The sequence below is a fragment of the Kitasatospora sp. NBC_01539 genome, assembly GCF_045040525.1.
GTDB lineage: Bacteria > Actinomycetota > Actinomycetes > Streptomycetales > Streptomycetaceae > Kitasatospora.
On the sequence record NZ_CP109390.1, the window covers coordinates 3627785 to 3650448 of the forward strand.

The 22664-nt window shown below is 72.0% G+C and carries 17 protein-coding genes; 7 read left to right on the forward strand and 10 right to left on the reverse strand.

Annotated elements, in window-relative coordinates; all coding sequences use genetic code 11:
* Window positions 1-6: 6 nt before the first annotated feature.
* Window positions 7-1248, reverse strand: a complete 1242-nt coding sequence (locus tag OG335_RS15410; protein WP_405011679.1) for a HEPN-associated N-terminal domain-containing protein — start codon at window positions 1246-1248, stop codon at window positions 7-9.
* A 303-nt stretch (window positions 1249-1551) separates the two neighbouring features.
* On the opposite strand from OG335_RS15410, the gene OG335_RS15415 reads away from it, so the two are divergent.
* The 6 genes from OG335_RS15415 (at window position 1552) to OG335_RS15440 (ending at window position 10740) form a co-directional block, all read left to right on the forward strand.
* A complete protein-coding gene (locus OG335_RS15415) occupies window positions 1552-2385 on the forward strand; it encodes a TnsA-like heteromeric transposase endonuclease subunit (protein WP_405011680.1) in 834 nt (277 codons plus the stop codon).
* Window positions 2385-4637: a transposase gene (locus OG335_RS15420; protein WP_405011681.1), complete on the forward strand. Its 2253-nt coding sequence runs from the start codon at window positions 2385-2387 to the stop codon at window positions 4635-4637. Before OG335_RS15415 ends, OG335_RS15420 begins: the two co-directional genes overlap by 1 nt.
* Window positions 4634-5917 (forward strand): AAA family ATPase, encoded by a 1284-nt coding sequence (locus OG335_RS15425; RefSeq protein WP_405011682.1) that lies wholly within the window; start codon window positions 4634-4636, stop codon window positions 5915-5917. The genes OG335_RS15420 and OG335_RS15425 overlap by 4 nt, the downstream gene beginning before the upstream one ends.
* Before the next feature lie 2 nt (window positions 5918-5919).
* Complete coding sequence (locus tag OG335_RS15430; RefSeq protein WP_405011683.1) at window positions 5920-7860, forward strand: TniQ family protein; 1941 nt, start codon at window positions 5920-5922, stop codon at window positions 7858-7860.
* Window positions 7861-8003: 143 nt separating this feature from the next.
* Window positions 8004-9107 (forward strand): ThiF family adenylyltransferase, encoded by a 1104-nt coding sequence (locus OG335_RS15435; RefSeq protein WP_405011684.1) that lies wholly within the window; start codon window positions 8004-8006, stop codon window positions 9105-9107.
* Between the two features lie 289 nt (window positions 9108-9396).
* Window positions 9397-10740 carry an ABC1 kinase family protein gene (locus OG335_RS15440; protein ID WP_405011685.1) on the forward strand — a complete coding sequence of 448 codons (1344 nt, stop codon included), beginning with the start codon at window positions 9397-9399 and terminating at the stop codon, window positions 10738-10740.
* Window positions 10741-10896: 156 nt separating this feature from the next.
* Here OG335_RS15440 and OG335_RS15445 read toward each other — a convergent pair whose 3' ends face one another.
* From OG335_RS15445 to OG335_RS15460, 4 genes are all read right to left on the reverse strand, one after another.
* Window positions 10897-11310 (reverse strand): hypothetical protein, encoded by a 414-nt coding sequence (locus OG335_RS15445; RefSeq protein ID WP_405011686.1) that lies wholly within the window; start codon window positions 11308-11310, stop codon window positions 10897-10899.
* On the reverse strand, window positions 11307-11675 hold the full coding sequence (locus tag OG335_RS15450) for a WhiB family transcriptional regulator (protein WP_405011687.1): 369 nt from the start codon (window positions 11673-11675) through the stop codon (window positions 11307-11309). Before OG335_RS15450 ends, OG335_RS15445 begins: the two co-directional genes overlap by 4 nt.
* Before the next feature lie 157 nt (window positions 11676-11832).
* Window positions 11833-12291, reverse strand: a complete 459-nt coding sequence (locus OG335_RS15455) for a hypothetical protein (protein ID WP_405011688.1) — start codon at window positions 12289-12291, stop codon at window positions 11833-11835.
* A gap of 245 nt (window positions 12292-12536) precedes the next feature.
* Window positions 12537-14747: an ATP-dependent DNA helicase UvrD2 gene (locus tag OG335_RS15460; RefSeq protein WP_405015412.1), complete on the reverse strand. Its 2211-nt coding sequence runs from the start codon at window positions 14745-14747 to the stop codon at window positions 12537-12539.
* A gap of 261 nt (window positions 14748-15008) precedes the next feature.
* Here OG335_RS15460 and OG335_RS15465 point away from each other — a divergent pair, with 261 nt between their 5' ends.
* Complete coding sequence (locus tag OG335_RS15465; RefSeq protein ID WP_405011689.1) at window positions 15009-15266, forward strand: mycoredoxin; 258 nt, start codon at window positions 15009-15011, stop codon at window positions 15264-15266.
* 128 nt (window positions 15267-15394) lie between these two features.
* On the opposite strand, the gene OG335_RS15470 is transcribed toward OG335_RS15465, so the two are convergent.
* From OG335_RS15470 to OG335_RS15490, 5 genes are all read right to left on the reverse strand, one after another.
* Window positions 15395-16213 (reverse strand): GntR family transcriptional regulator, encoded by an 819-nt coding sequence (locus tag OG335_RS15470; protein WP_405011690.1) that lies wholly within the window; start codon window positions 16211-16213, stop codon window positions 15395-15397.
* A gap of 356 nt (window positions 16214-16569) precedes the next feature.
* Window positions 16570-17508, reverse strand: a complete 939-nt coding sequence (nudC, locus tag OG335_RS15475; RefSeq protein WP_405015413.1) for an NAD(+) diphosphatase — start codon at window positions 17506-17508, stop codon at window positions 16570-16572.
* 73 nt (window positions 17509-17581) lie between these two features.
* Window positions 17582-18979 (reverse strand): dipeptidase, encoded by a 1398-nt coding sequence (locus tag OG335_RS15480; RefSeq protein ID WP_405011691.1) that lies wholly within the window; start codon window positions 18977-18979, stop codon window positions 17582-17584.
* 107 nt (window positions 18980-19086) lie between these two features.
* Complete coding sequence (locus OG335_RS15485) at window positions 19087-21900, reverse strand: FtsX-like permease family protein (RefSeq protein ID WP_405011692.1); 2814 nt, start codon at window positions 21898-21900, stop codon at window positions 19087-19089.
* Window positions 21897-22664 carry an ABC transporter ATP-binding protein gene (locus tag OG335_RS15490; protein ID WP_405011693.1) on the reverse strand — a complete coding sequence of 256 codons (768 nt, stop codon included), beginning with the start codon at window positions 22662-22664 and terminating at the stop codon, window positions 21897-21899. Before OG335_RS15490 ends, OG335_RS15485 begins: the two co-directional genes overlap by 4 nt.

The following is a 22664-nucleotide window of genomic DNA, read 5'->3' on the forward strand; positions in this document are numbered from 1 at the left end:
GAATTCCTAAGAATAAGTGCGGCCGATCTTGTATGTGGCAATCGATTCGGGATCCATGACCAGATGGGCCTCCTTGTCCAGGTCGATCCGAAGGAATCCTTCGTGAACCACCTCGACTCCCCTGTCGACGCACATGCTGTTTGGGATATTCAGAACGACGCAGGGCTTTCCGGTGATTGCGGAACTGTACATTAGGCCGTCCGCTGACTCCTCACCCCGGGCGTGAGCTTTCAGGAGGTACTCTGTCAGGACCTGCGTCGGAACGTAGTCAACCTGCTCGTACGTCTCTCGGATGGGTTCACTGAGACGGCGAGTGAAGTCATGCAGGAACTGAATGCTGTCCCTCTCCGGGAGTTTCTCGATGTCGAATTGGGATGGAATCAAGGGGAGCTTGGCATTTGTCAGGTCGATTACTGAGAGCGTCCGACCGACGGCGAACGCTGCTGCCGTAACATGGGTGGCCGTCGCCCTTCCCAGCGTCTCCCTGATCGCAGTGTCGCTATCGCTGGCCCCATAGAACATTGGGATTCCCGCAGGACTCATTCGGTTCGCCTGCTTGGAATGCTCGATCCTGGGGGTGCCGAGGTCCCTTGCGCTCCAGTCAGGAGTCGGCATCATTCCAGTCCTTGCTCTCCAGAATCGAGTTCCGGGAACAATTTCGCTATAGAGGTAGTGCAGGTCAACCATGGCGCCTACCGCTTTAAGCATCTCCCCAGGGGACAGTTCGCGAAAATCCCTTTCGGTCTTCGGTCTTTCCACCATGAAGACGTACCTGGTCTCATGCTTGAGTGAATGACAGAAGGACTCCCAGCCCGTAGTGAGAATCTCCCTTGTGGTGTCTCCAGCCCAGGCGCCGCGCTTTACCCAAAGGCTACTATCATCTAGCAGGGCAGCTACCGCCTCTGCAAGACCATCTCCCACTAGCACGTCACTGTAGTCGTCAAGCACCAACTCTTCGGCAGTCTTGGGAGTGAGTAGGTAACCATATTCTTCAGGGTCGTATGGGACGCCCTCCTCATCCACGGTGGCGTAATCGACGCGCATTCCCTTATAGAAGGCATCGACTAGTACATCGAGCGGAGCTGCGGGAGCTTGTTCGCAAAAGGTGCATTCTTCTTCGGGGTCTGCGGCCGCCTTGATCTTATTTTCGAGGAATTCCTCATCGACGCAGCTTTTGCAAACCCAATCGTCGCTGCCCCAGTAGCCTCGGGCTTCAGCTTCTTCCATTGCGCGCTTGGCCATACCCATGGAGGTGAGGCTACTAGCGATCGTGTCGATGGATCTACACGTTGCGCACGGGCTTTGGCCTTGCTTGCCGGTCACCCTATGGAGACACGCTTGGGTGCCTCCACGACCCAGTCAAGATTCTGATCGAATGTCTGGTAATAGACTGGTGGTGGCTGGTTCTCGGTGTGGCTCTGACCTAGGCCTAGGCAAGGTTGACGATCACCGATGGACACTTTCCTCTTCAAGTTGCGCTCATGACGATTGATGTCGGTCTGGTTCGACAACATGCCTGGTTAGGAGCTGCGACGGTGGTTCCATGACCGTGTGGATGCGCCAGCGAAGCCCGCGGTGAGCTCTGATGCGTGCGGCTTGGATGACCTACTTGTTCCCTTCACTGCTGATGTCGCCGCGCGGGAGCTGTTGACGCTGGGTGGCGACTGGCTCCGGCGGTGGGTCGGGTCCTGGCTGATCAGCGAAGGCAAGGTGTCATGGCCGCTGAGGGACACCGCCTCAGTGCCGGTTCTCTCCTCGCGTCCGGTCCGGAGGTTCACCTGGCGTGCTCGGCAGAAGCACCGTCCCGGCCTGCAGTTCATGGTGTCGACGGGCCGGCAGCATGGGTTCGAGTCCTTGGAGGAACAGCGTTTGCTCCTCGCGCTGGACTTCGTGACCGTGGCCGAGGTGCTGCCGCAGCCGTTCGAGCTGGATTTCGAGCATGTAGGCGGGCGCGGTCGCCACATTCCGGACTTCCTGGCTGTCCTTCCAGGTGGCGGGTTCTGGCTGTTTGATGTCCGCCCTCGGCGGCTGGTGAAGGAGGACGATCTCCTGAAGTTCGCTGCGGCCCGGGAGGCCGCGGCGGCCTGCGGCTGGCACTACAGCGTGGTTGCTGGCTGGAAGCCACACGTCCAGACTGTTCTGGATCATCTGTCGTCCCAGCGCCGGCCGTTGGAGGATCGGCTGGGGTTGGAGGCCGAACTGGTGGAGGCGGTCGGCCGCGGCCCGATCCGGTTCGGTGATCTGGTGGCGGCGACGAGGCTGCCGGTGATCGCTCGGGCTCATGCCACGCACCTGATCTGGCATCGCCGTCTGGGGATCGACCTCGGTCAGCCGCTCGGTGACGGGTCATCAGTCTGGCTGGCTCCCGGTCGGAGGGAAGCCTGATGACGGGCGGGCGGGGGCTGCTGGATCTGAGCCCCGGGGCGGTGCTGGTGCTCAACGGGGTCGAGTGGACGGCCCGGGAGATCGCCCCGCAGCTTGGGCGACTGGTGCTGGAGCATGCGGACGGCAGGGTCGAGACACGGTCGATCAGCTGGCTCGTCAACCACCGTGATGCCCGTCTCGCCCGGGCCGTGGTCGCGTCAGCGGCGGCTGGCTCAGGCATCCAGCCGCGGGCGGCAACGGATCTGACGGAGAGCCAGCTTCGCCAGGCGGTGAATCGGGCCGAGCATGTCCGGGAGGCGGTGACGGGGTTCCGGGAGGGGTCCGCGGAGCGGGCCCGCCCAGGTGAGCCGCGTCCGGCCTACAATCCGGACAACACGACGTTGACCGAGCGCCGGCAGGCGAAGGTCGATGAGGTGAAGGTAATGGATCCGCGGGAGGCCCAGATGCTGGGCCTGTCGGGTCTTGGCCTTCGCACCCTGCAGGGTCTGTCGACGGTCGCTCCGCAGGATCTGGTGCTGGCCTGCGCGGACGGCCGGTGGACCCGGCGGCGTGGTGGGCGCCGGAGTATCACAGTGGAGATCCGCGAAGCGATCTTCGCGGTTCGGAGGGAGTGCGCGGAGCGGTCCCGGATCACCATGAGTGCGAAGCACCGCTTGCTCCACCAGTACGTCAATGAGACGTTCCCGGACTTTCCGCAGGAGAAGGTGCCCTGTCGGCACACGCTGGCGGCGGTCTGGCTGGAGTGGTTCGGGTCGGAGGGCGGCCGGCAGCGCTACGTGAGGTCGGCCGCAGCAGCAGCCGAGGCAGGTGTCCAGTCACGGATAGTCGTCCACCGGCCGGGGCAAGTGCTGGCGCTGGACTCGACACCGCTGCCGGTCAAGCTGCGGGAGACTGTGTTCGGCGAGCCGACTGACATGACGCTGACCCTTGCACTGGACCTCTACACGCATTCGGCGCCGGCGTTCAGGCTCACCCCGAAGGGCGAGCGGTCGGTCGACGTCGCGATGCTGCTGCGGGACGTAATGCTGCCCCTGCCGATGCGGGCGAGCTGGGGCGAGGAGATGCAGTGGCCCTATCCCGGTGTCCCGTCGGAGATCGTGGCGGAGTTCGCGGGGCACGACGTCGCGGCTCTGCCGTTCTTCGCACCGGAGACGGTGACGACCGATCACGGGGGCTCCTACAAGAGCCACGACCTGGTCGCCGCCGAGCGGGAACTCGGCTGCAACGTTCTGCCGGCGCGGGCGCTTCGACCTACCGACAAGTTCGCGGTCGAGCGGGCGTTCTCCGGGTTCAAGACACTGCTGTTCGAGCACCTGCTCGGGTTCACGGGGACGGATGTCGCCGACCGCGGGAGCGACCCGGAACTCGACGCAACGCTGACGGTCAATCAGATGGAGCACCTGATCGCGACCTGGATCGTCCAGGTCTGGCAAAACCGGGAGCTCGGAGAGTACGCGCCGGCCTGGGGCCCGGGCGAGCGCCACAGCCCGAACTCGCTGTTCGCCGCAGCGATGAACCAGGGCGGATTCAGCCTGCGGATCCCCGATCCGTCGCTCTACTACCGGCTTCTGCCCAGGCACAACGTCAAGATCCACCCCCGCCGCGGGGTCAAGATCCTCGGACTCTGGTATTCCGCTGACCTCTTCGCGGAGGACCGCTACCAGCATCCGTCGGCCCGGGGCGGCCGCCATGCCGGGCGGTGGGTGGTCAGCAGCGACCGGCGTGATCGCCGGACGGTGTTCTTCCAGGACCCGGACGACCACTCGCTCTGGCACACCCTGCGCTGGAACGGCCTTCCCCCCGAGGGGGAGATCCCGGCATTCTCCGACCGGACCGCCGCCGACCTGCTGGCGGAGGTCGCCCGTCACGGGCTCGCCCCGAAGTCGGACGCCGAACTCCTCCCGCTCCTGCTAGGGCTGCTGGGCGATGTCACCCCGGTCTCCGCCTGGCCGAGCCGGTCGGCGAAGAAGAAGCGCGTCGCCCGCTCCCACGAGCAGTCGCGCGCCGCAGCTGCAGCTGCCGACCGGCCGACGCCCGAACCGGTGTCCGCCGAGCCGGCAGTCATGCCCGCGCGCTGGCGAGACCAGTCACGGGCGGTCCAGGAAGCCGTCGACTCCGACCGCCGACGCCGTCGGCAAGCCGCGACGGCGTCGGGACCAACCGCACCACCGCTGCTGGACGACTCGCTGCGGGGCGGTCTGTTCCTCCTGCCCGCTGCTGTCCCAGACAGCGAACCCCTGGAGAACACGTGACGGCACAACAGCCCGACGATCCGCAGGTCCAATGGCCGACCCGCGAGCGGATCGCCGAGTTGATCCTGCGGCCCCGCCCGCACCGAAACACCTTCGAGGGCTGGCAGCACTACCGTCGCACCCGCGGCGAGCTGACCTTGCCTCCAAGACTGACGTTCCGCCAGTGGCAGATGTTGACGCCAAATGCACGATTCGACCGGGACATCTACCGGCGCCTGACGAACGTCAACCTGCCACTCCAGCAGACACCGATGGCCGCGAAGGTGACCCGCTTGATCAAGCGGCGCCTGCACGGCAACACCTACAAGCAGGACGATCCGACGCTCGCCGGCGTGATGGTCAGCGGCTTCGGCCACTACGGCAAGACCGCCACGGTCAGCGCGGTCTGCGCGGCGTTCGAGGACTCGTGGCTCCAACTGCACCAGTTCCTCAACCCTGCGACGGTCCCGGGGACCACGGACATCCACGCCCCGATCGTGTTCGTCTCCACTCCTGTGACCGCGACTCCGAAGAGCACATGCACGGCCATCCTGCGGTTCTTCGGCGCCGATATCCGCAGCGCGGCAACCCTGCCCAACCTGGTCCAGTTGGTCGCAGAGTCACTCCGCGACCACGGGGTCAAGGCGCTGGTACTCGACGACATCAGCCGATTGCGGATGCACCGCGCGGACGACCAGGACGTCCTCGACCTCATCCGTGCGTTCATGAGCCTGAACGTCACCCTGATCCTGACCGGCGTGAACATCCCCGGCACCGGCCTCCTCCGAGAGGCGTGCTGGCAGCCGAAGCAGCAGCAGTGGGTCCTGCCGCCGTTGGAGTCGACTCGCGTCCACGGGCTGGAGATCACCCAAACCGAGCACCGCTTCGAACTCGTCGAGATGGACCGCTTCCGCTACTCGACCGCCGAACAGATCCAGGCGTTCGTCAACCACCTGCACGGCATCGAGGTCCATTTGCGACTGCTGAACGCCAAGCCGGGGATGCTCACCTCCGGCACCATGCCGGAGTACCTCCTGAACCGCACGGGTGGCGTGGTCGGTCTGCTGGGCCGCCTCATCGAGGACGGCTGCCAGGAGGCGATGGACACCGAGCGCGAGGTCATCGACCAGAACCTCCTGGACGAGATCGTCATCCGCCGCGAAGACTCCGACCTGGCACCGGAGGAGCTCGCCCCGGACGCGCCGGCGGAGGCTGCTGCACGACCGGCCCGGCGGCGGCGCGGCCGGAACACCGTCTTCGACGACAAGGGCCCTCAGGCCTCGGTCGACGCGGCCGGCTGAGCATGGCCCCGAACGCGACGCCGTTTCCACGCAGTTTGGTGCCGCTGCCCGACGAGAGCCTGCCGGGGTTCCTGCTGCGGCTCGGCCACCGTCTGAACCTGGCGCCGGGGTTCGTCGCCTGGCGGGTCGGCCTCGCCGGGGAACGCCCGATGGTGACGACCGCTCGTGCCGGTCAGCTGTTCATGATCGAGGCCAGCAAGCTCCAGCACTTCGCGCAGGTCGCGCGGATCTCACCCGAGGACGCCGACCGGCTGACTCTGCGGCCGTGGGTCAACCGCTGTCCGCCGGTCACCCACGCTCTCGTTCCGCCGAAGGACCCCACTGCGACCCCCCGGCCGCTTCACCGCTTCCCGCCCGGGATCCTAGTCCCGGGTGGCCGCTACTGCCCGGAATGTCTGGCCGGGGACGGTTCTGAGATCCAGGCCCGGCACGGAGGAGCCTGGCTCCGGCGCTGGCGTCTCGCGACTACGTTCGCATGCCCCGAGCACAACGTTCTCCTCCGCCATACCTGCCCTGACTGCCACCAGCCTCCCGGGACTGCCTACAGGTCCCATCAGTTGCTGACGCTTCCCGGCGCCGCCGGTCTCCACCCCGCTCAGTGCCGCAATGAGACCAGCTCGGGACAGGCCTGTGGGCAGCGGCTGGACGATCTCACCGGGCATCCCGCCCAGGGCACCCTTCATGACGACCTCGCGGACCTCCAGATCCGCCTGCACAGCCTGCTGCAGCCAGACACCCCTGCCCGAGCCAGCTTCGAAATCTTCGCGGACCTTCAACTTCTGGCCACACTAATCCTCGCCACCTGGCCGGCCACCGCCCACCAGATGTCCTCGGAGCAGGCCGCAGAAGTCAATTCCCACGTCACCAACCAACTGCGGCAAGTCGACGCCCTGCCGCCAATACGACATCGGGATCAAGAGCTTTCTTGGACGCTCCCGCCCCGCGCTTCCCTCGCCGTTGCAGCGGTACTGAGCCTCGCCGACAGAATCCTTCGAACCCCCGAACAGAAGAGGGCCGATGCGATCGGTCAGCTCGCCAGCACAGCGCCCGAGAAAGCAGTCCGCCGCTGGGGGAATACCTGGAAGACCCTCATTAAGGACTCCACCCCAGCCTGCCGAGAAGCTGTGGAAGCGGGCCTCCCCTGGGACCTTCGCCCCAAGCCCCGCCTGATCAAGCCCCGTTCAGCCGAATGGACCCGGTTCCGAACCGTTCCCTACTTCCTGCATGTCCCCGTCGAAAGACTTGACGGATACTCGATCGAATCGATCCCACAGGAAATCCCGGACGACTGGTTCAACAAATTCCATGACGGGCTGGCCGAACCCTTGATCCCCACGACCCGCAGAGTCCGCCGCGCGGCCGCGATCCATCTCATCCAGGCAGCATCCGAGATGGATTCCCAGCAAGCAGCCAACTACTTGGGGATCCCGGCAGACTGGGGACTTCTTGAATTCGAAGACCCCAATTACCGGCCAAGCAACCCCGCCCGCGAGGCCGAGTTTTCCCAAGGAATCAAGCGGCTCGCACAATGCGCGTCCGGGATTCCGATTCGAGACCGAATCGACTATCGAGCGAGGCGAAAGCGATTTGCTACATGGCATCTCGAAACCGAATCATTCTTCAAGTTCCTTGACCACTACACGGCAGCGGTCGGTCGACGGCCGCCAGCCCCACGGACGCGACTCCATGAAGCCCTCTCCGCGGTCATCTGGCACCGTCTCACCGCCAGCGAGTACTACCTCGCGCCCTGCTTCCACCCCCCGATCTCGCCGGCAAAGCGGCAGACGCACTCCAACAGCACAGAGCTCGTACTAGCCGCGCGGGTCGACAGCGCCGGCTACCGGTCCCCCTACTTCCCCTTCCAGGCGCTGATCGACCAGCACGTTCATGGCCTGCTGACCGCCCAGCCGGTCAAGCCCTCCAGCTCCGGACTCGCAAACTAGAGCTCTCAGCCAGTCGCAAACTACCTATCTCATCGGGGTTCCACCTGTGGATCTCGCCCATCAACTCGCAAGATATCGATCTCGGTCACACTCACCGCGCCACCGACCGCCCCGCCAGCTCCCCGGAGAACCCCGTGCGCCCGATGCTCAAGCCTGCCCTCTCCCGCCTCTGGCGCGACGAGCGGACCCTCCAGTTCGGCACCGTCCGCCGACACGCCCGCGTCGTCGAACAGGTCGACCAGGGCATCGCCGCCTTCCTCGAACTCGTCGACGGCAGCAGGGACACCCCCGAGCTGATCGCGGCCGGCCGGGGGCTCGGCCTCGACCGCCCCGCCTGCGAGGGCCTGCTCGCCTCGCTCGCCCGCAGCGACCTGCTCGACGACGCCGAGGCCCTGGAGACGGCGCTCGGCGACTACCCGGCGCCCCGGCGCGAGATGCTCGGGCCCGACGCCGCCGCCCTCTCCCTCGTGCACCCCGAGCCCGGCGAGGCCGCCGACGTGCTCGCCGCCAGACGCCGCACCCGGGTCGAGGTGCGCGGCGCGGGCCGGGTCGGCGCCGCCGTCGCCGCCGTCCTGGCCGCCGGCGGGACCGGCACCGTCACGGTCGTCGACCGCGGACGCGTCACCGGCCGCGACTGCGCCCCCGCCGGGCTCCCGGCCACCGACGTCGGACGGCTGCGCACCACCGCCGCCCGGGAGGCCGTCCACCGGGCCTCCGGTGCCGCCGGCGACCGGCCACGGCCCGTCCCGGTCGGCGCCGGGCCGCCCGCCCTCGTCGTCCTCGCCCCGCGGGACGGCTCCGCCGCCTTCACCGGGTGCGCCGCCGAGGCCCACGAGCTCATGCGCGCCGGTGTCCCGCACCTCTACGTCGGGGTGCTGGAGCACCTCGGCGTGGTCGGCCCGCTGGTCGTGCCCGGCGCGACGGCCTGCGCGGGCTGCGCCTCCCTCACCCGCCAGGACGAGGACCCGGGCTGGCCGAGGCTGCTCGCCCAGCTCGACGGCCCCGGGCCCGGCCGGGCCCGCACCCCCGCCTGCGACACCGCCCTCGCCACGGCGGTGGCGGGCCTCGCCGCCCTGCACACCCAGCTCTACCTGGACGGCGTCGTGCCGCCGAGCGTCGACGGCTGGTGCGAGATCTCCGCGGCCGACGGGATGGCCCGGCGCCTCCGGCTGCCCGCCCACCCGGCCTGCGGGTGCCTGTGGCCGGCGGCCCCGGCCCCGGCGACCACGGCGGACGGCCGGCGGTGAGGGCGCCCGCTGCCGGCCCCGCGCCCCCACCTCGCCCCGGCCGCCCCGGCGCCGACCCGCGTACCGCGCGCCCGGGACCGCGCGCCCGCGGCGCCGGCCGCCGCCCCGGCCCGCCCCCGGCACGGCGTGCGGGAAATCCGCACAGGACGGCCCGAATACCAGTCCGGATGATTCGGCGGACACGGCCGAACGAGCGGGCACAATGGCGTGGTGACCACTGCCGGTGGCAGGCCACGCCCGGCGGCCCGCGCCGGAGGGCCGGCACCGGCGATCCGACTGGAGGCACCGGGTGAGCGATCTTCCGCGCAAGGCCGTGACGCGTACCGCCCGCCTGGCAGCCCTCCCCCTCGGCTTCGCGGGCCGGGCGACGCTCGGGCTCGGCAAGCGCCTGGGCGGGCGGCCGGCCGAGGAGGTCACGGCCGAGCTGCAGCAGCGCACCGCCGAGCAGCTCTTCTCGACGCTCGGTCAGCTCAAGGGCGGCGCGATGAAGTTCGGGCAGGCGCTGTCCGTCTTCGAGTCCGCCCTCCCCGAGGACGTGGCCGGGCCCTACCGCGCCGCCCTCACCAAGCTCCAGGACTCGGCACCCGCGATGCCGTCCACGACCGTGCACCGGGTGATGGCGGAACAGATCGGCGCCGACTGGCGGTCGCGCTTCCGCAGCTTCGACGACCGGCCCGCCGCGGCCGCCTCCATCGGGCAGGTGCACCGGGCGGTCTGGCACGACGGCCGCCGGGTCGCCGTCAAGGTGCAGTACCCCGGCGCGGGGGACGCCCTGCTCACCGACCTCGGCCAGCTCGCCCGGCTCGCCCGGGTGCTGGGCCCGCTCATCCCCGGCATGGACATGAAGCCGCTCATCGCCGAGCTGCGCGCCCGGGTCGCGGAGGAGCTGGACTACGGGCTGGAGGCCGAGGCCCAGCGGGTGCACGCCGAGGAGTTCGCCGGCGACCCGGACATCGCCGTGCCCGGCGTCGTCGACCGGTCGGGCCAGGTGCTGGTCACCGAGTGGATGGACGGCACCCCGCTGGCCCGGGTGATCGGCACCGGCACCCCCGCCGAGCGCGACCGCGCCGGTCAGCTGCTCGCCCGCTTCCTCTTCGCCGGCCCGACCCGGACCGGCCTGCTGCACGCCGACCCGCACCCCGGCAACTTCCGGCTGATCCAGGACGACGGCCCGCCGGAGGGCTGGCGGCTGGGCGTCATGGACTTCGGCACCGTCGACCGGCTGCCCGGCGGCCTGCCCGAGCCGATCGGCGCCGCCCTGCGGATGGCGCTGGCCGGCGAGGCCGGGGAGGTCTACGACATGCTCCGCCAGGAGGGCTTCGTGCGGCCCGGCATCACCCTCGACCCCGACGCCGTGCTCGCCTACCTGCACCCCATCATCGAGCCCACCCGGGTCGAGGAGTTCACCTTCACCCGGGACTGGATGCGCGCCCAGGCGGCCCGGATCGCCGACCCCCGCTCACCCGCCTACAACCTGGCCAAGCAGCTCAACCTGCCGCCCTCCTACCTGCTGATCCACCGGGTGACCCTGAGCACGATCGGCGTGCTCTGCCAGCTCGGGGCGAGGGTACGGCTGCGCGAGGAGCTCGCCACCTGGCTGCCCGGCTTCGACGGCCGGCCGCCGCGCGGCTGACCCGGCACCGCGCCCGGCGAGGCCCCCGCCCCGGCGGGCCGCCCGTCCCGTGGAACGACGGAGGCCGCCCCCTTCCGCAAGGGGGCGGCCTCCGGTCTCTCCGCTGTCCGTCGGTGGGCCCGGCCTCCGCAGGACGGGGCACGCACCGGCGGCCGGTTACATCAGGGCGGCGGCAAGCGCCCTGCGGGCGCGCAGCGACGCACGTTCGGCCTTCCGCCGGAGGCGGTCGGCCCGTGCGAGGCGCGCGCCGAGGCGTTGGCGCTCGGCCTCGCGGGTTAGTTCCTGCATATGGGCGCGCGCCAGGGATTCCTGGAGGAGTTGCATCTCGAAGTTCCTGTTCCGGATCTGAAGTTCGGGGGTCCGCTCGGTGAGTCGGACGGGCTTTTCGGCAAGGGGGATCATGTGGTGGTCCTGCTCGTGGTGCGTGCTCGGGAAGGGGCGGTGGGCTGCGGCGTCGGCCTTGGCGGCGGCGACGCGTACGGATCGGCGCAGGGCGTTGACCGGCGGGGGCTGCTCTCCCCGTCGGACGCCCGCGGTTCCGTGACCGGAGGGCGGATCGGCGCGGTTCACGCCATGACCTCGGTCTTGCGCGGACGGCCTCGCGGCCGCTTGCGGGCCACGATCACGCCCTGGACGAAGAGCTCGCCGCCCCAGACGCCCCACGGCTCGCGCCGGTCGAGCGCACCGGCCAGGCAGGACTCCTTGACCGGGCAGGTCCCGCAGAGGGACTTGGCGTACTCGACGTCCGCCGGGGTCTCGGCGAAGAAGACCTCCGGGTCGAAGGCGCGGCACGGGACGGTCTGGCCGAGGGCGTCGGCTTCGTCGAACGAGTTGAGCTGCTGCATCAGGGTTACCTCCGGGGGGGCGGCCGGGTCGGCCTGGGTGAACGTGTCTGTCGGTACGGACGGGAGGGGCGGTGTGATGACCGTGGACACTTCTTCCTCGTCTTTTCTGTGGTTCCGGTCCGCCTGCTGGTGGGGCGGATCCGGAGGCCCCGAGGGGCCAGGGTTGTCATGACGTACCGGACAAACAGAAGGGCCGCGGATCCCGGTTGACGGGTTCCGCGGCCCTGGAGACCGACCTGAGGGTTCCTCAGGTTCGTTCACTCCAGGGTTTCGGGCCGCGGAAGGCCCCCATCCGGACGGCTCCGGCTCCCTTGCGGGCGGCCTCGGCCTGGTTGATCAGCTGCTCGTCCTGCTCGGCCCCGGCACCGGAGACCCGTGCATAGCCGCCATGAATGGCTGCTGCTGCCACTGCCTTCGGTGCCTGGGTCGGTCGCTCGTCGCGCATCACGAGGCCGCGGTCGAACGTCGCCCAGTCGCGGGACAGACCCGTCTCGAAGGAGGCGCCGCCGAAGCCAGTGAAGCCGTGACCACTGACAGTGGGGACACCGGTGCCGTCGAGACCCAGCCCGTTGCCGGCCACCACGACCACGCCGCACAGCGGGGCGACGGTCGAGGAGCCACGGGTGCCGAACGGTGAGACGGCGCCCGAGGGCATGGCGATAACGGTGTGGCCGGTCAGTTTGGTGATCGTCTTCGTGGTTTCCACTGTCTTCGCCTCCTCTCGGCGTCTCGCGGTGCCCGGTTTCCCGGGCTCCGGTGTTCGGATGTCGGTCGGTCCTGCAGGTGGTGCGGTGGGGCGGGAGATCCCGGTCGTGGACGGACGGCGCGCGAAAGCCTGCCTTTCACGGCCTTGCGATCTCGTCCCCTTGACCGCTCCGGCAGGCTATTGCGCGCGGCGCACGGGGCGCAAACTATTTTTCCGGCGAGTTCCGGGTGATGTGCACGAGCGGCTCAGGCCGGCTCGGTCGGCTCCCCCTCGAGCTCGTCGCCGAGCTCTTCCCCCGCACACAACGAGAGCACGGCGGCGCCGTACTTGTCCAGCTTCATGGCGCCCACCCCGGAGATCAGGGCGAGCTCGCGCTCGCTCCCGGGCACCTCCTCGGCGATCGCCATCAGCGTCGCGTCGGTGAACACCACGTACGCGGGGGCACCCTGTTTCCTGGCCTGCCGGGCCCGCCACTCCCGCAGCCGCTCGTAGAGCGCCTCGTCCATCGAGGAGGGGCAGTCCTCGCAGCGGCGCAGTTTGCGTTCGACCGCCTCGGTGAGGGTGCGGCCGCAGACCCGGCAGACGACCGGGCCGCGGGGGGCGCGCCGCCCCGCCGCGCGGCCCTCGCCGTGCTCGACGCCGCCGCGCCCGCCGCGGGTGCCGGCGCGCGGGCCGCCCGAGCCGGGGCGCAGGCCGTCGAGGAACCGGCTGGGCCTGCGGCTCGCGCGCCCGCCGGGGGAGCGCGAGAGGGCCCAGGAGAGCGTGAGGTGGAGGCGTGCGCGGGTGACGCCGACGTAGAGCAGCCGGCGTTCCTCCTCGATCTGCTCGTCGGTCTTGGCGTAGATGATCGGCAGGGTGCCCTCGGTGAGGCCGACGAGGAAGACGGCGTCCCACTCCAGGCCCTTGGCGGCGTGGAGCGAGGCGAGGGTGACGCCCTCGACGGCGGGGGCGTGCTGGGCGGAGGCGCGGCCGTCGAGCTCCGTGACGTAGGCGGCGAGGTCGGCGGGGGCGCCCGCCGCGCGGCGGCCCGCCTCGAACTCCCCGGCGAGGCGGACGAGTGCGGCCAGCGACTCCCAGCGCTCGCGGACGGCTCCGGAGCCGGAGGGCGGGGTGGCCGTGAACCCGCGGGTCGCGAGGACCGCGCGGACCTGCGCGGCGAGGTCGGGCTCGTCGGCGGTGAGCGGGTCCGAGGCGGCGCGGGCCGCGCCGCGGATGAGGAGGCCGGCCTCGCGCACCTCGGGCCGTTCGAAGAACCGCTCGGCGCCCTTCAGCTGGTAGGAGATGCCGAGGTCGGCGAGGGCCTGCTCGTACACCTCGGACTGCCCGTTGGTGCGGAAGAGCACGGCGATCTCGCTGGCCCGCACGCCGGCGTCGAGCAGCTTGCGGATGCGCTGCCCGGTGGACTCGGCCTCGGTGGGCTCGTCGGGGTGCTCGACGTACTCGGGCTCGGGGCCGGCCTCGCGCTGCGAGACGAGTTCCAGGCGGTGCTGGGCGGCGTGCCCGCGGGCCTGGGCGAGCAGGCCGTTGGCGAGGTGGACGACCTGCGGGGTGGAACGGTAGTCGCGGACGAGCTTGACGACGGTGGCGTCGGGGTGCCGGGTGCGGAAGTTCAGCAGGTAGTCGGGGGTGGCACCGGTGAAGGAGTAGATGGTCTGGCTGGCGTCGCCGACCACGCAGAGGCCGGCGCCCCCGGCCGTCCACTGGTCGAGCAGGCGCTGCTGCAGCGGCGAGACGTCCTGGTACTCGTCGACGGTGAAGTGCTTGTACTGGGCGCGGACCTGCGCGGCGATCTCCGGGCGGTCCTCCAGGATGGCCGCGGTGAGCAGCAGCACGTCCTCGAAGTCGATGACGCCGCGGTCGCGCTTGGTCTGCTCGTAGGTGGCGTAGACGCGGGCGATCTCCGCCGGGTCCCGCGGGGCCTCGCGGCCGGTCTTCACGACGGCGGCCGGGTAGTCGTCGGGGACGATCTGGGTGACCTTCGCCCACTCGATCTCGCCGGTGAGGTCGCGCAGCTCGGTGCGCTGGACGCGCAGGCCGGTGCGGGCGGCGGACTCGGCGACGAGCTGCACCTTGCGCTCCAGCAGGCGCGGCACCTCGCCGCCGACGGCGCGCGGCCAGAAGTACTGGAGCTGGCGGAGTGCGGCGGAGTGGAAGGTGCGGGCCTGGACGCCTTCGGCGCCGAGCTGGCGGAGGCGGCCGCGCATCTCGCCGGCCGCGCGGGCGGTGAAGGTGACGGCGAGGACCTGCTGCGGCTGGTAGACGCCGCTGCGGACGCCGTAGGCGATGCGGTGGGTGATGGCGCGGGTCTTGCCGGTGCCGGCGCCGGCGAGGACGCAGACGGGGCCTCCGAGGGCCGTGGCGACCGCGCGCTGCTCGGGGTCGAGCCCGGCCAGCACGGCGTCCGCGTCGGCGGGGGCGCCGCCGTACGCGGCGTAGGGGTCGTGCGGGCCGGACATGCCCGAGAGCTCTTCCTGCATGGCATCCATCCTCTCAGCCCGGCGCGCGCCGCGGACCGGGCGGCCATCCTGGCAGGCGCCGCCGACGGTCGGCCCCGGTCGTCCACAGACCCGGGGCGACCGGGCCGCGGCGGTAGGACGATCACTCCGGTGGTCGGCGTGTGGCGTGCGGCACGCGCTCCCGCGGGTGCGGAATGACGGCCGCATGCCGCGCGTTGGGATCCTCGACCGTACGCCCCCTCCCCGAAGGAGCCCCCCGCCATGTCCGGCACCGTCACGATGTACAGCACGTCCTGGTGCGGCTACTGCAACCGCCTCAAGAGCCAGCTGGAGCGCGAGGGCATCGCCTACACCGAGGTGAACATCGAGCTGGACCCGGCCTCGGCGGACTTCGTGGAGTCGGTCAACAACGGCAACCAGACGGTGCCGACCGTGCTGGTCACCCCGAAGAGCGGCGGCGAGCGGGTCGTGATGACCAACCCGAGCCTGCGCCAGGTGCAGGCGGCGCTGGCCGGCTGACGGCGCGTCCGGGGCCCCGGCGGGCGGTGTCCGCCGGGGCCCCGTCACGTGCCCGGCCCGTCACGTGCCCGGCCCGTCACGTGCGCGGCCCGTCACGCAAGCGGGCGGCGGGTCGGGCGGGTGGCGGGTCAGGCGGGCGCTCCGGCGGTGACCCTCGTCCCGGCGGCGGCGGGCACCGGGCCGAGCCCGTAGAGCAGCCGGCAGCGGTCCGCCGCGTAGCGGGTCTCGACGACCCGGACGGGTCCGCGGTCGTCGTGGGTGACCCGGGTCTGCACCATCAGCGGCACACCGGGGCCGACCTCGAACCAGGCGGTCTCCTCGGGGCCGGGCATCCGCGCGACCAGGTGGTCGACGGCGGACGACTCGGCGCGGCCGATCGCGGCGAGCACGGTCTCGTCGCCGCCGGGCACCGGCTCGGGCTCCATGAGCGGCGTGCCCGCCGCGAGGCCCGCCCGGTAGTGGCTCTCCTCGATGGAGTACGGCTCACGGTCCGTCAGCCGCAGCTGGCGCCGGACGACCACGGCCTCGCCGGGCGCCATGCCGAGCAGTTCGGCGACGTCGGCGCGGGCGCGTACGACGAGCATCTCGAAGTCGCAGCCGAGCCGGCGGCCGGCGGCGAGGGCCTCGTCCGCGTAGACGGCCGTGGGCCCGGCCAGGCAGTCCTCGGACCCGGGGCCGGGTGACGGGCCGTAGACGCGGTGGTCCAGCAGCGGCTGGTGCTTCAGGTAGGTGCCCTTGCCCTGGAGGCGGATCAGCCGCCCCTCGTTGACGAGCACGTCGACCGCCAGGCGCACGGTGTTCCGGGCGACTCCGTAGTGGTGTTCGAGTTCGGTCTCGACGGGCAGCTGGGCGCCTCCCTGCCATTCGCCGGATTCGATCCGGCGGCGCAGGTCGGCCGCGAGGCGCTGATACTTGGGGGCGGGTACGCCGGCTCGGGGGATCGTCACCCCCGTGAATCTAGCCACGCGGCTCCGCGCATTTCAGGGAAACCGGACAACACCGCCGCCCGCGGTGTTCTGCGGGCGCCGAACGGCGGCGCGCGCCGCCGGATGCGCCCCGGCGGGGCGAAGACCCGCAGGTCGGGGACGGGCGCCCTGGCGGGGCGGGGCCCGGGGCCCGGGCGGAACGCGGGGCGGCGGCGCGGCCCGGTCGGGTGTGGTCCTCGGCGGTCGGCACATGCCGGATTCCGGAGAACGGCCGCCCGGGAACGGGGGCACGCAGGGGCGCGCGGTCGTTCACCGCACGCCCCCTGCGTCCTGTCCGTCCGGCCGGACGGACGGTCACCGAGCGGCCGACCGGCCGGTCACCAGCGGGCGGCGGCGGGCAGCGGCTCGCCGTACCAGAGTTCCACGAGGTGGCGGGCGATCGAGATGCCGGACGGCGGCAGGATCTCCCCCGCCGCCATGCCCGCCGCCAGCTCCTCGCGGGAGAACCAGCGGGCCTCCGACAGCTCCTCGCCGTCCACCGTGATCGTGGTGCCCGACGGCTCGGCGACGCCCATGAAGCCCAGCATCAGGCTGGACGGGAACGGCCACGGCTGGCTCGCCACGTACGCGACCTCGCCGACCCGCACGCCCGCCTCCTCCAGCACCTCGCGGGCCACGGCCTGCTCGATCGACTCGCCGGGCTCGACGAAGCCCGCCAGCGTCGACCAGCGGCCCTCCGGCCACAGCGCCTGCCGGCCCAGCAGGCAGCGGTCCTCGCCGTCGGTGATCAGCATGATCACCGCGGGGTCGGTCCGCGGGTAGTGCTCGGCCGCGCAGGAGGTGCAGCGGCGCACGTGCCCGGCGCCCGCCTTCTCGGTGGGGTGGCCGCAGCGCGAGCAGAAGCTGTGCAGCCGGTGCCAGTGCTCCAGCGCCACCGCGTGCACGAGCAGGCCCGCGTCGCGGTCGGAGAGCGCCGCGCCGACCTCGCGCAGGCCGGCCGGGCGGGCGTCGCCGTCGAGCCGGCCCGGCAGGCTCTCCCCCGCCAGGGCGAAGTAGGAGACGCCGTCCTCGTCGGTGCCCAGGTAGAAGCGGTCACCGGCCTCGGGGGCCTCGAAGGAGGGCATCAGCACGAGCTCGGTGCCGAGCTCGGTGTCGACCACGAAGACCTCGCCGCCGGAGATCGGCAGCACCTTGGTGGCGGGGTGGCTCCAGGCCGCGGCGAGCCACGGCTCGTCGAACCGGTGGTGCGCCGCCCGGTCGACGCCCGCGCGGGCCAGGGCGAGGTGCTTGGTGTCGGATGCGCCGCTCAACTGGATCCATCCCCGTCCGAAGTCCGCATGGTTCGATTCGTCCGCATCGCCGCCGCCGTGGCGGCCGCCGCCCGCCGGCTCACCGCGGCCAGCTCTCGGCGAGGTCGCCCCACAGGTACGCCGAGGTCTCGACGCCCTTGCGCAGCAGGTCCAGCTCGACCTTCTCGTCGACCGAGTGCCAGCCGTCCGAGGGCACCGAGATGCCGAGGAAGAGCACCGGCGCCCCGAGCACGTCCTGGAGGTCCGCGGCCGGGCCGGAGCCGCCCTCGCGGGTGAAGAGGATCTTCTGCCCGAACGCCCGGCCCATCGACCGGACGACCGACTGCAGCGCCGGGTGGTCGAGCGGGGTCAGGCAGGGGCGGGTGGCGCCGGGGAAGACGATCTCGTGGCGGATGCCCTCCGGCACCTGCTCGGCCACCCACGACCGGACGGCCTCCCGCACCTTCTCCACCTCCTGGCCGGCGACCAGCCGGAAGGACAGCTTGAGGTGCGCCTCGGACGGCACGATGGTCTTGCCGCCGGGGCCGGTGTAACCGCCCCAGATGCCGTTCACCTCGGCGGTCGGGCGGGCCCAGACGCGCTCCAGGGTGCTGTAGCCGGCCTCGCCCTGCGTGCCGTACGACTTGGCGACGCGCAGCCACTGCGCCTCGTCGAAGGGCAGCTCGGCGATGAGCTCGCGCTCACGTTCGGTCAGCTCGATCACGCCGTCGTAGAAGCCGGGCACCGCGACCCTGCGGTCGCCGTCGTGCAGCGCGGCGGCCAGCGAGGCGGCCACCTCCGCCGGGTTGGGGACGGCGCCGCCGAAGGAGCCGGAGTGGACGTCGGTGTCCGGGCCGAAGAGGTCGACCTGGCAGTCGGCCAGGCCGCGCATGCCGGTGCAGACGGTCGGCGTGGTCTCGGACCACATGCCGGTGTCCGAGATGATCACGACGTCGGCGGCGAGCCGCTCGGCCTCGCGGCGCACCAGGGCGGCGAAGTTCGGCGAGCCCGACTCCTCCTCGCCCTCGATGAGCAGCTTGAGGTTGACCGCGGGCGCGGTGCGGCCGGTGGCGGCGAGGTGGGCGCGGACGCCGAGGGTGTGGAAGAGGACCTGCCCCTTGTCGTCGGCGGCGCCGCGCGCGTACAGGCGGCGGCCGACCACGGTCGGCTCGAAGGGCTCGGTGGCCCAGCCGTCCTCCTTGGCGGCCGGCTGCACGTCGTGGTGCCCGTACACGAGGACGGTCGGTGCGGAGGCGTCCCCGGACGGCCACTCCGCGAACACCGCGGGCAGGCCGTCGGTCTCCCACACCTCGGCCACCGGGAAGCCCGTGCCGCGCAGGGCGTCCGCGAGCCATTCGGCCGAGCGGCGCACGTCGGCGGCCCGGTCGGGGTCGGCGGAGACCGAGGGGATGCGCAGCCAGGCGGCGAGCTCGTCGAGGAACGCGGGCTCGTGCCCGTCGATGAAGGAGCGGACGACGCTGTCCGGGGTTTTCGTCATACGGACGACTTTAGTTCGCCCGGACGGGTGTGCGCCGCCGTCCCCCCTGGCCCCGTCCGTTACCTCGGTCACCTCCCGTCCCACCGGGAGGCGACCGAGGACGGGGCTCAGGCGGCGCGCCGCCCGAGCTCCAGCCGGGAGCGGGTGAACAGCATGGCCAGGCCGACCGCGAGCAGCGGCAGGCCGACGAAGGTGACCGCGAGGTCCCGCCACGGGAAGACGATCACCGCCTCGGAGCTGCGCCCCATCGCGGCGGACATGCCGGACACCTCCAGCTTCCGCAGCGCGACGGCCGGGACGACGCCGCAGACGGCGCCGAGCACCGTGCCCATGGCGGCGATCACGCCGCACTGGAAGCCGGAGAGCCGTCGCCGGATGCCGCCGGTCGCGCCGACCGCCGCCAGGGTGGCGAGGTCACGCTGGGAGTCGGCGGCGGCGAGGCCGGTGGCGATGCCCGCGGCACCGAGTGCGACGAGGGCGGCGAAGCCGGTGAGGGCGAGGCCGACCAGGGTCTGCTCGGACTGGTAGCCGCGCTCGATCCGCAGGTCGGCCCGGTCGTCGACCTTGCCGACGGCGGCGGTGGCCCGCTGCTCGGCGGCGGAGGACGGCACGGTGTCCGGCAGCCAGACGCTGCCGCTGAGTTCGACGGTCAGGCCGAGGCGCCGGGCGGTCTCCGGACTGACGACGGCCTGCGAGCTCGCCGCCTCGGCGGCCACGACGACGGCGTCGACGGTGACCCGGGTGATCTTCGGCTCGGCGGGCCGTCCGTCGGCCGTGGTCCCGTCGGCGGGCCACTGGGTCAGGTCGACGGTGATCCTGCCGTCCTTGCCGAGGTAGCGCGGGTCGAAGACGACCGCCTTGCCGGCCGCCAGGGCCTGCGCACCAGCCGGGTCGTCCGCCCGGAACATCGCGTGCAGCAGCCGGCCGTCACCCGCGGCGATCGTGCCGTCTCCGAACATGCCGTAGTTGAAGGAGTCGCGGCAGCGCGCGTCGTCCCGCTGCCGCTCGGTCTCCGCCGCCGGGCCGGCGGCCGGGTCCGGCTCCGGGCACCGGTTCTCCTCGGGCACCTCCACGTTGACCCCGCCGCAGCCGGAGGAGGCGCCGCAACCGGCGGAGTAGGTGGTGCCGTAGAAGTCGGCGTGCGCGCCGAGGGCGGGAGCGGCGCGTTCGACGGCGGCGCGCAGCGGGTCCAGTGCGACGCGGTCGGCCGGCCCGTCGGGGTAGACGTGCACCATGACGGCCCCGGCGGGCAGCATCGCCTGGTACTCGCGGCGGTTCTGCTCGTCGGCGCTGGCCGTGTAGATGCCGACGGCGACGGCTCCCGCGACGGCGGCCATCACGGCGGCGACCGCGGGGGCGGTGCGGCCCCGGTGGCGGACGGCGTCGCGGAGGGCGAGCCGGGGGCTGAGCGGCAGGTGGCGGCCGAGCCTGCCGAAGAGGCCGATCAGCATCGGGGCGCAGCAGACCATGCCGAGCTCGGCGATCGCGGAGCCGCCGAACAGGCCGAGGGTGCGGACGGAGGTGTCGGTGGCGGTGCCGAACAGCGCGACCGCGGAGCCGCCGACGACCATGAGGAGGCCGAGCACGGCCAGTCTGCGGCTGGCGGGCTTGACGGAGCCGCGTCCGGTGAGCGCCTCGACGACGTCCTGCCGGGCGGCCTGGACGGCCGGGACGACGGCCGCGAGCAGGCCGGTGACGAGGCCGATCGCGGCGACGCCGAGCAGGTCGAGCGGCTGGAGGTCGAGGTGGCCGAAGCGGCTGCCCGCCTGTTCCTCGGCCCACGGCCGCAGCACGGCGACCGTGGCGGTGGCCAGGACGACGCCGACGACGGCCCCGGCGATGCCGAGCACGACGCCGCCGCCGAGCACCACGGCCCGGATGTGCGAGCGGTCGCCGCCGCCCGCGGCGAGCAGGCCGAGCTGGCGGCGGGAGCGGCGGGCGCCGACGGCGAAGGCCGGGCCGGCGAGCAGCACGATCTCCAGCAGGGCCATGCCGGCGACCGTGCCGAGGACGACGAACGCCACCGGGTCGGGGCCGCCCGCGCCGTAGCGGTCCATCTCCGTGTAGTACGGCACCCGGGAGCGGGGCGGCGGGTCGAGGATCACCGAGCGCGAGGCGACGGTGAGGCCGTACGCGTTGAACTTCTGGACGGCGGGCCAGTCGAGCGCGGCGCCGGCGGGCAGCCGGACCAGCCAGGACGGGCCGGCGGAGCGCTCGCCGGCCGGGTCGAGGGCCTTCACGAGCGCGCCCGGCCGGCCGACGAGGACGGCTCCGTCCAGCGAGTCGGGGTACTCGACGACGGCGGTGACGGTGAGCGTGCGGCCTTCCAGCCCCTTGAGGGTGGTGGTGTCGCCCTCGCGGAGTCCGGACTGGTCGAGGAAGGCCCGGGTGGCCGCGACCTCGTCGGCGGCGGCCGGGGCGCGGCCGTGCAGGAGGTTCAGCTTGCCGTGCCAGACCGGGTCGGCGAGGTCGGCCTCCGCGGTGTCGGTCCTGAGCAGGCCCTCCTTGGTGGCGGCCTGGACGCTCGGGCCGGACCGCAGCGCGACGAGGGTGGAGCCGGGCGGGAGGAGTTCGGCGGTGAGCTTCTCCGGCGGGGTCTGCTCGGCGTGCTGTTCCTGGGGGGTCCGGGCCCGCTGCTTCCCGTTGCCGTCGGCGAAGCTGCCGGCGCCCTCGCGCGGGTCGGGCGCCTGCAGCAGGGCCTGGCCGGCCGAGCCGATGTCGACGAGGGCGTCGGCCCGGCCCATCTGACGGGTGATCCGCTCGACGGGGTCGAGGTCGGCGCTGCGGTAGACGATGTCGGCGCCGGCGACGCCGAGGACGGGCAGGGCGATCATGGCGAGGACGAGGGCGCTGCGGCCCTTGGCCCGCAGGGCGTCGCGGCGGGCTATGCGCAGGGCGGCCCGCCAGGCGGTGAGCTTCACTCTGCCGGGCCCTTCACGCTGTTGGTGGCGGCGGTGACGAGCAGGCTGGCCGCGTCGCGGCTGACGCTCTGGTCGACCACGCGGCCGTCCCGCAGGAAGACGACGCGGTCCGCCCAGGCGGCGTGCCGGGCCTCGTGGGTGACCATCATGGCGGCGGCGCCGGCGTCGCAGCGGGTGCGGAGGACGGCGAGGACGGACTCGCCGGTGGTGGAGTCGAGGGCGCCGGTGGGTTCGTCGGCGAGGACGAGCCGGCGGTCGCCGATGAGGGCGCGGGCGATCGCGACGCGCTGCTGCTGGCCGCCGGACATGTCGTCGGGGAAGCGGTCGGCGAGGTCGGCGATGCCGAGCTCCTCCAGGGCGGTGACCGCCTCGCGGCGGGCGGCCCGGCTGGAGACGCCGTCGAGTTCGCGCGGCAGGGCGATGTTCTCGGCGGCGGTGAGGGCCGGTATGAGGTTGTAGTCCTGGAAGACGTAGCCGACGGCGCGGCGGCGGACCCGGGCCTGCTGCTTGCGGGAGAGCGAGCCGAGGTCGGTGCCCTCGATCAGCACCCGGCCGGTGGTGGGGCTGTCGAGTCCTCCGGCGAGCGTGAGGAGCGTGGACTTGCCGGATCCGGACGGGCCCATGACGGCGACGAGTTCGCCGGGGCGGACGGCCAGGTCGACGCCGCGCAGGGCGTGCACCTCGGCGGCGCCGTGGCCGTGCACGCGGCCGACGCCGTCGAGGTGCAGGACGGGTGGCAGGTGCTCGTGGTGGTCGGTACTCAC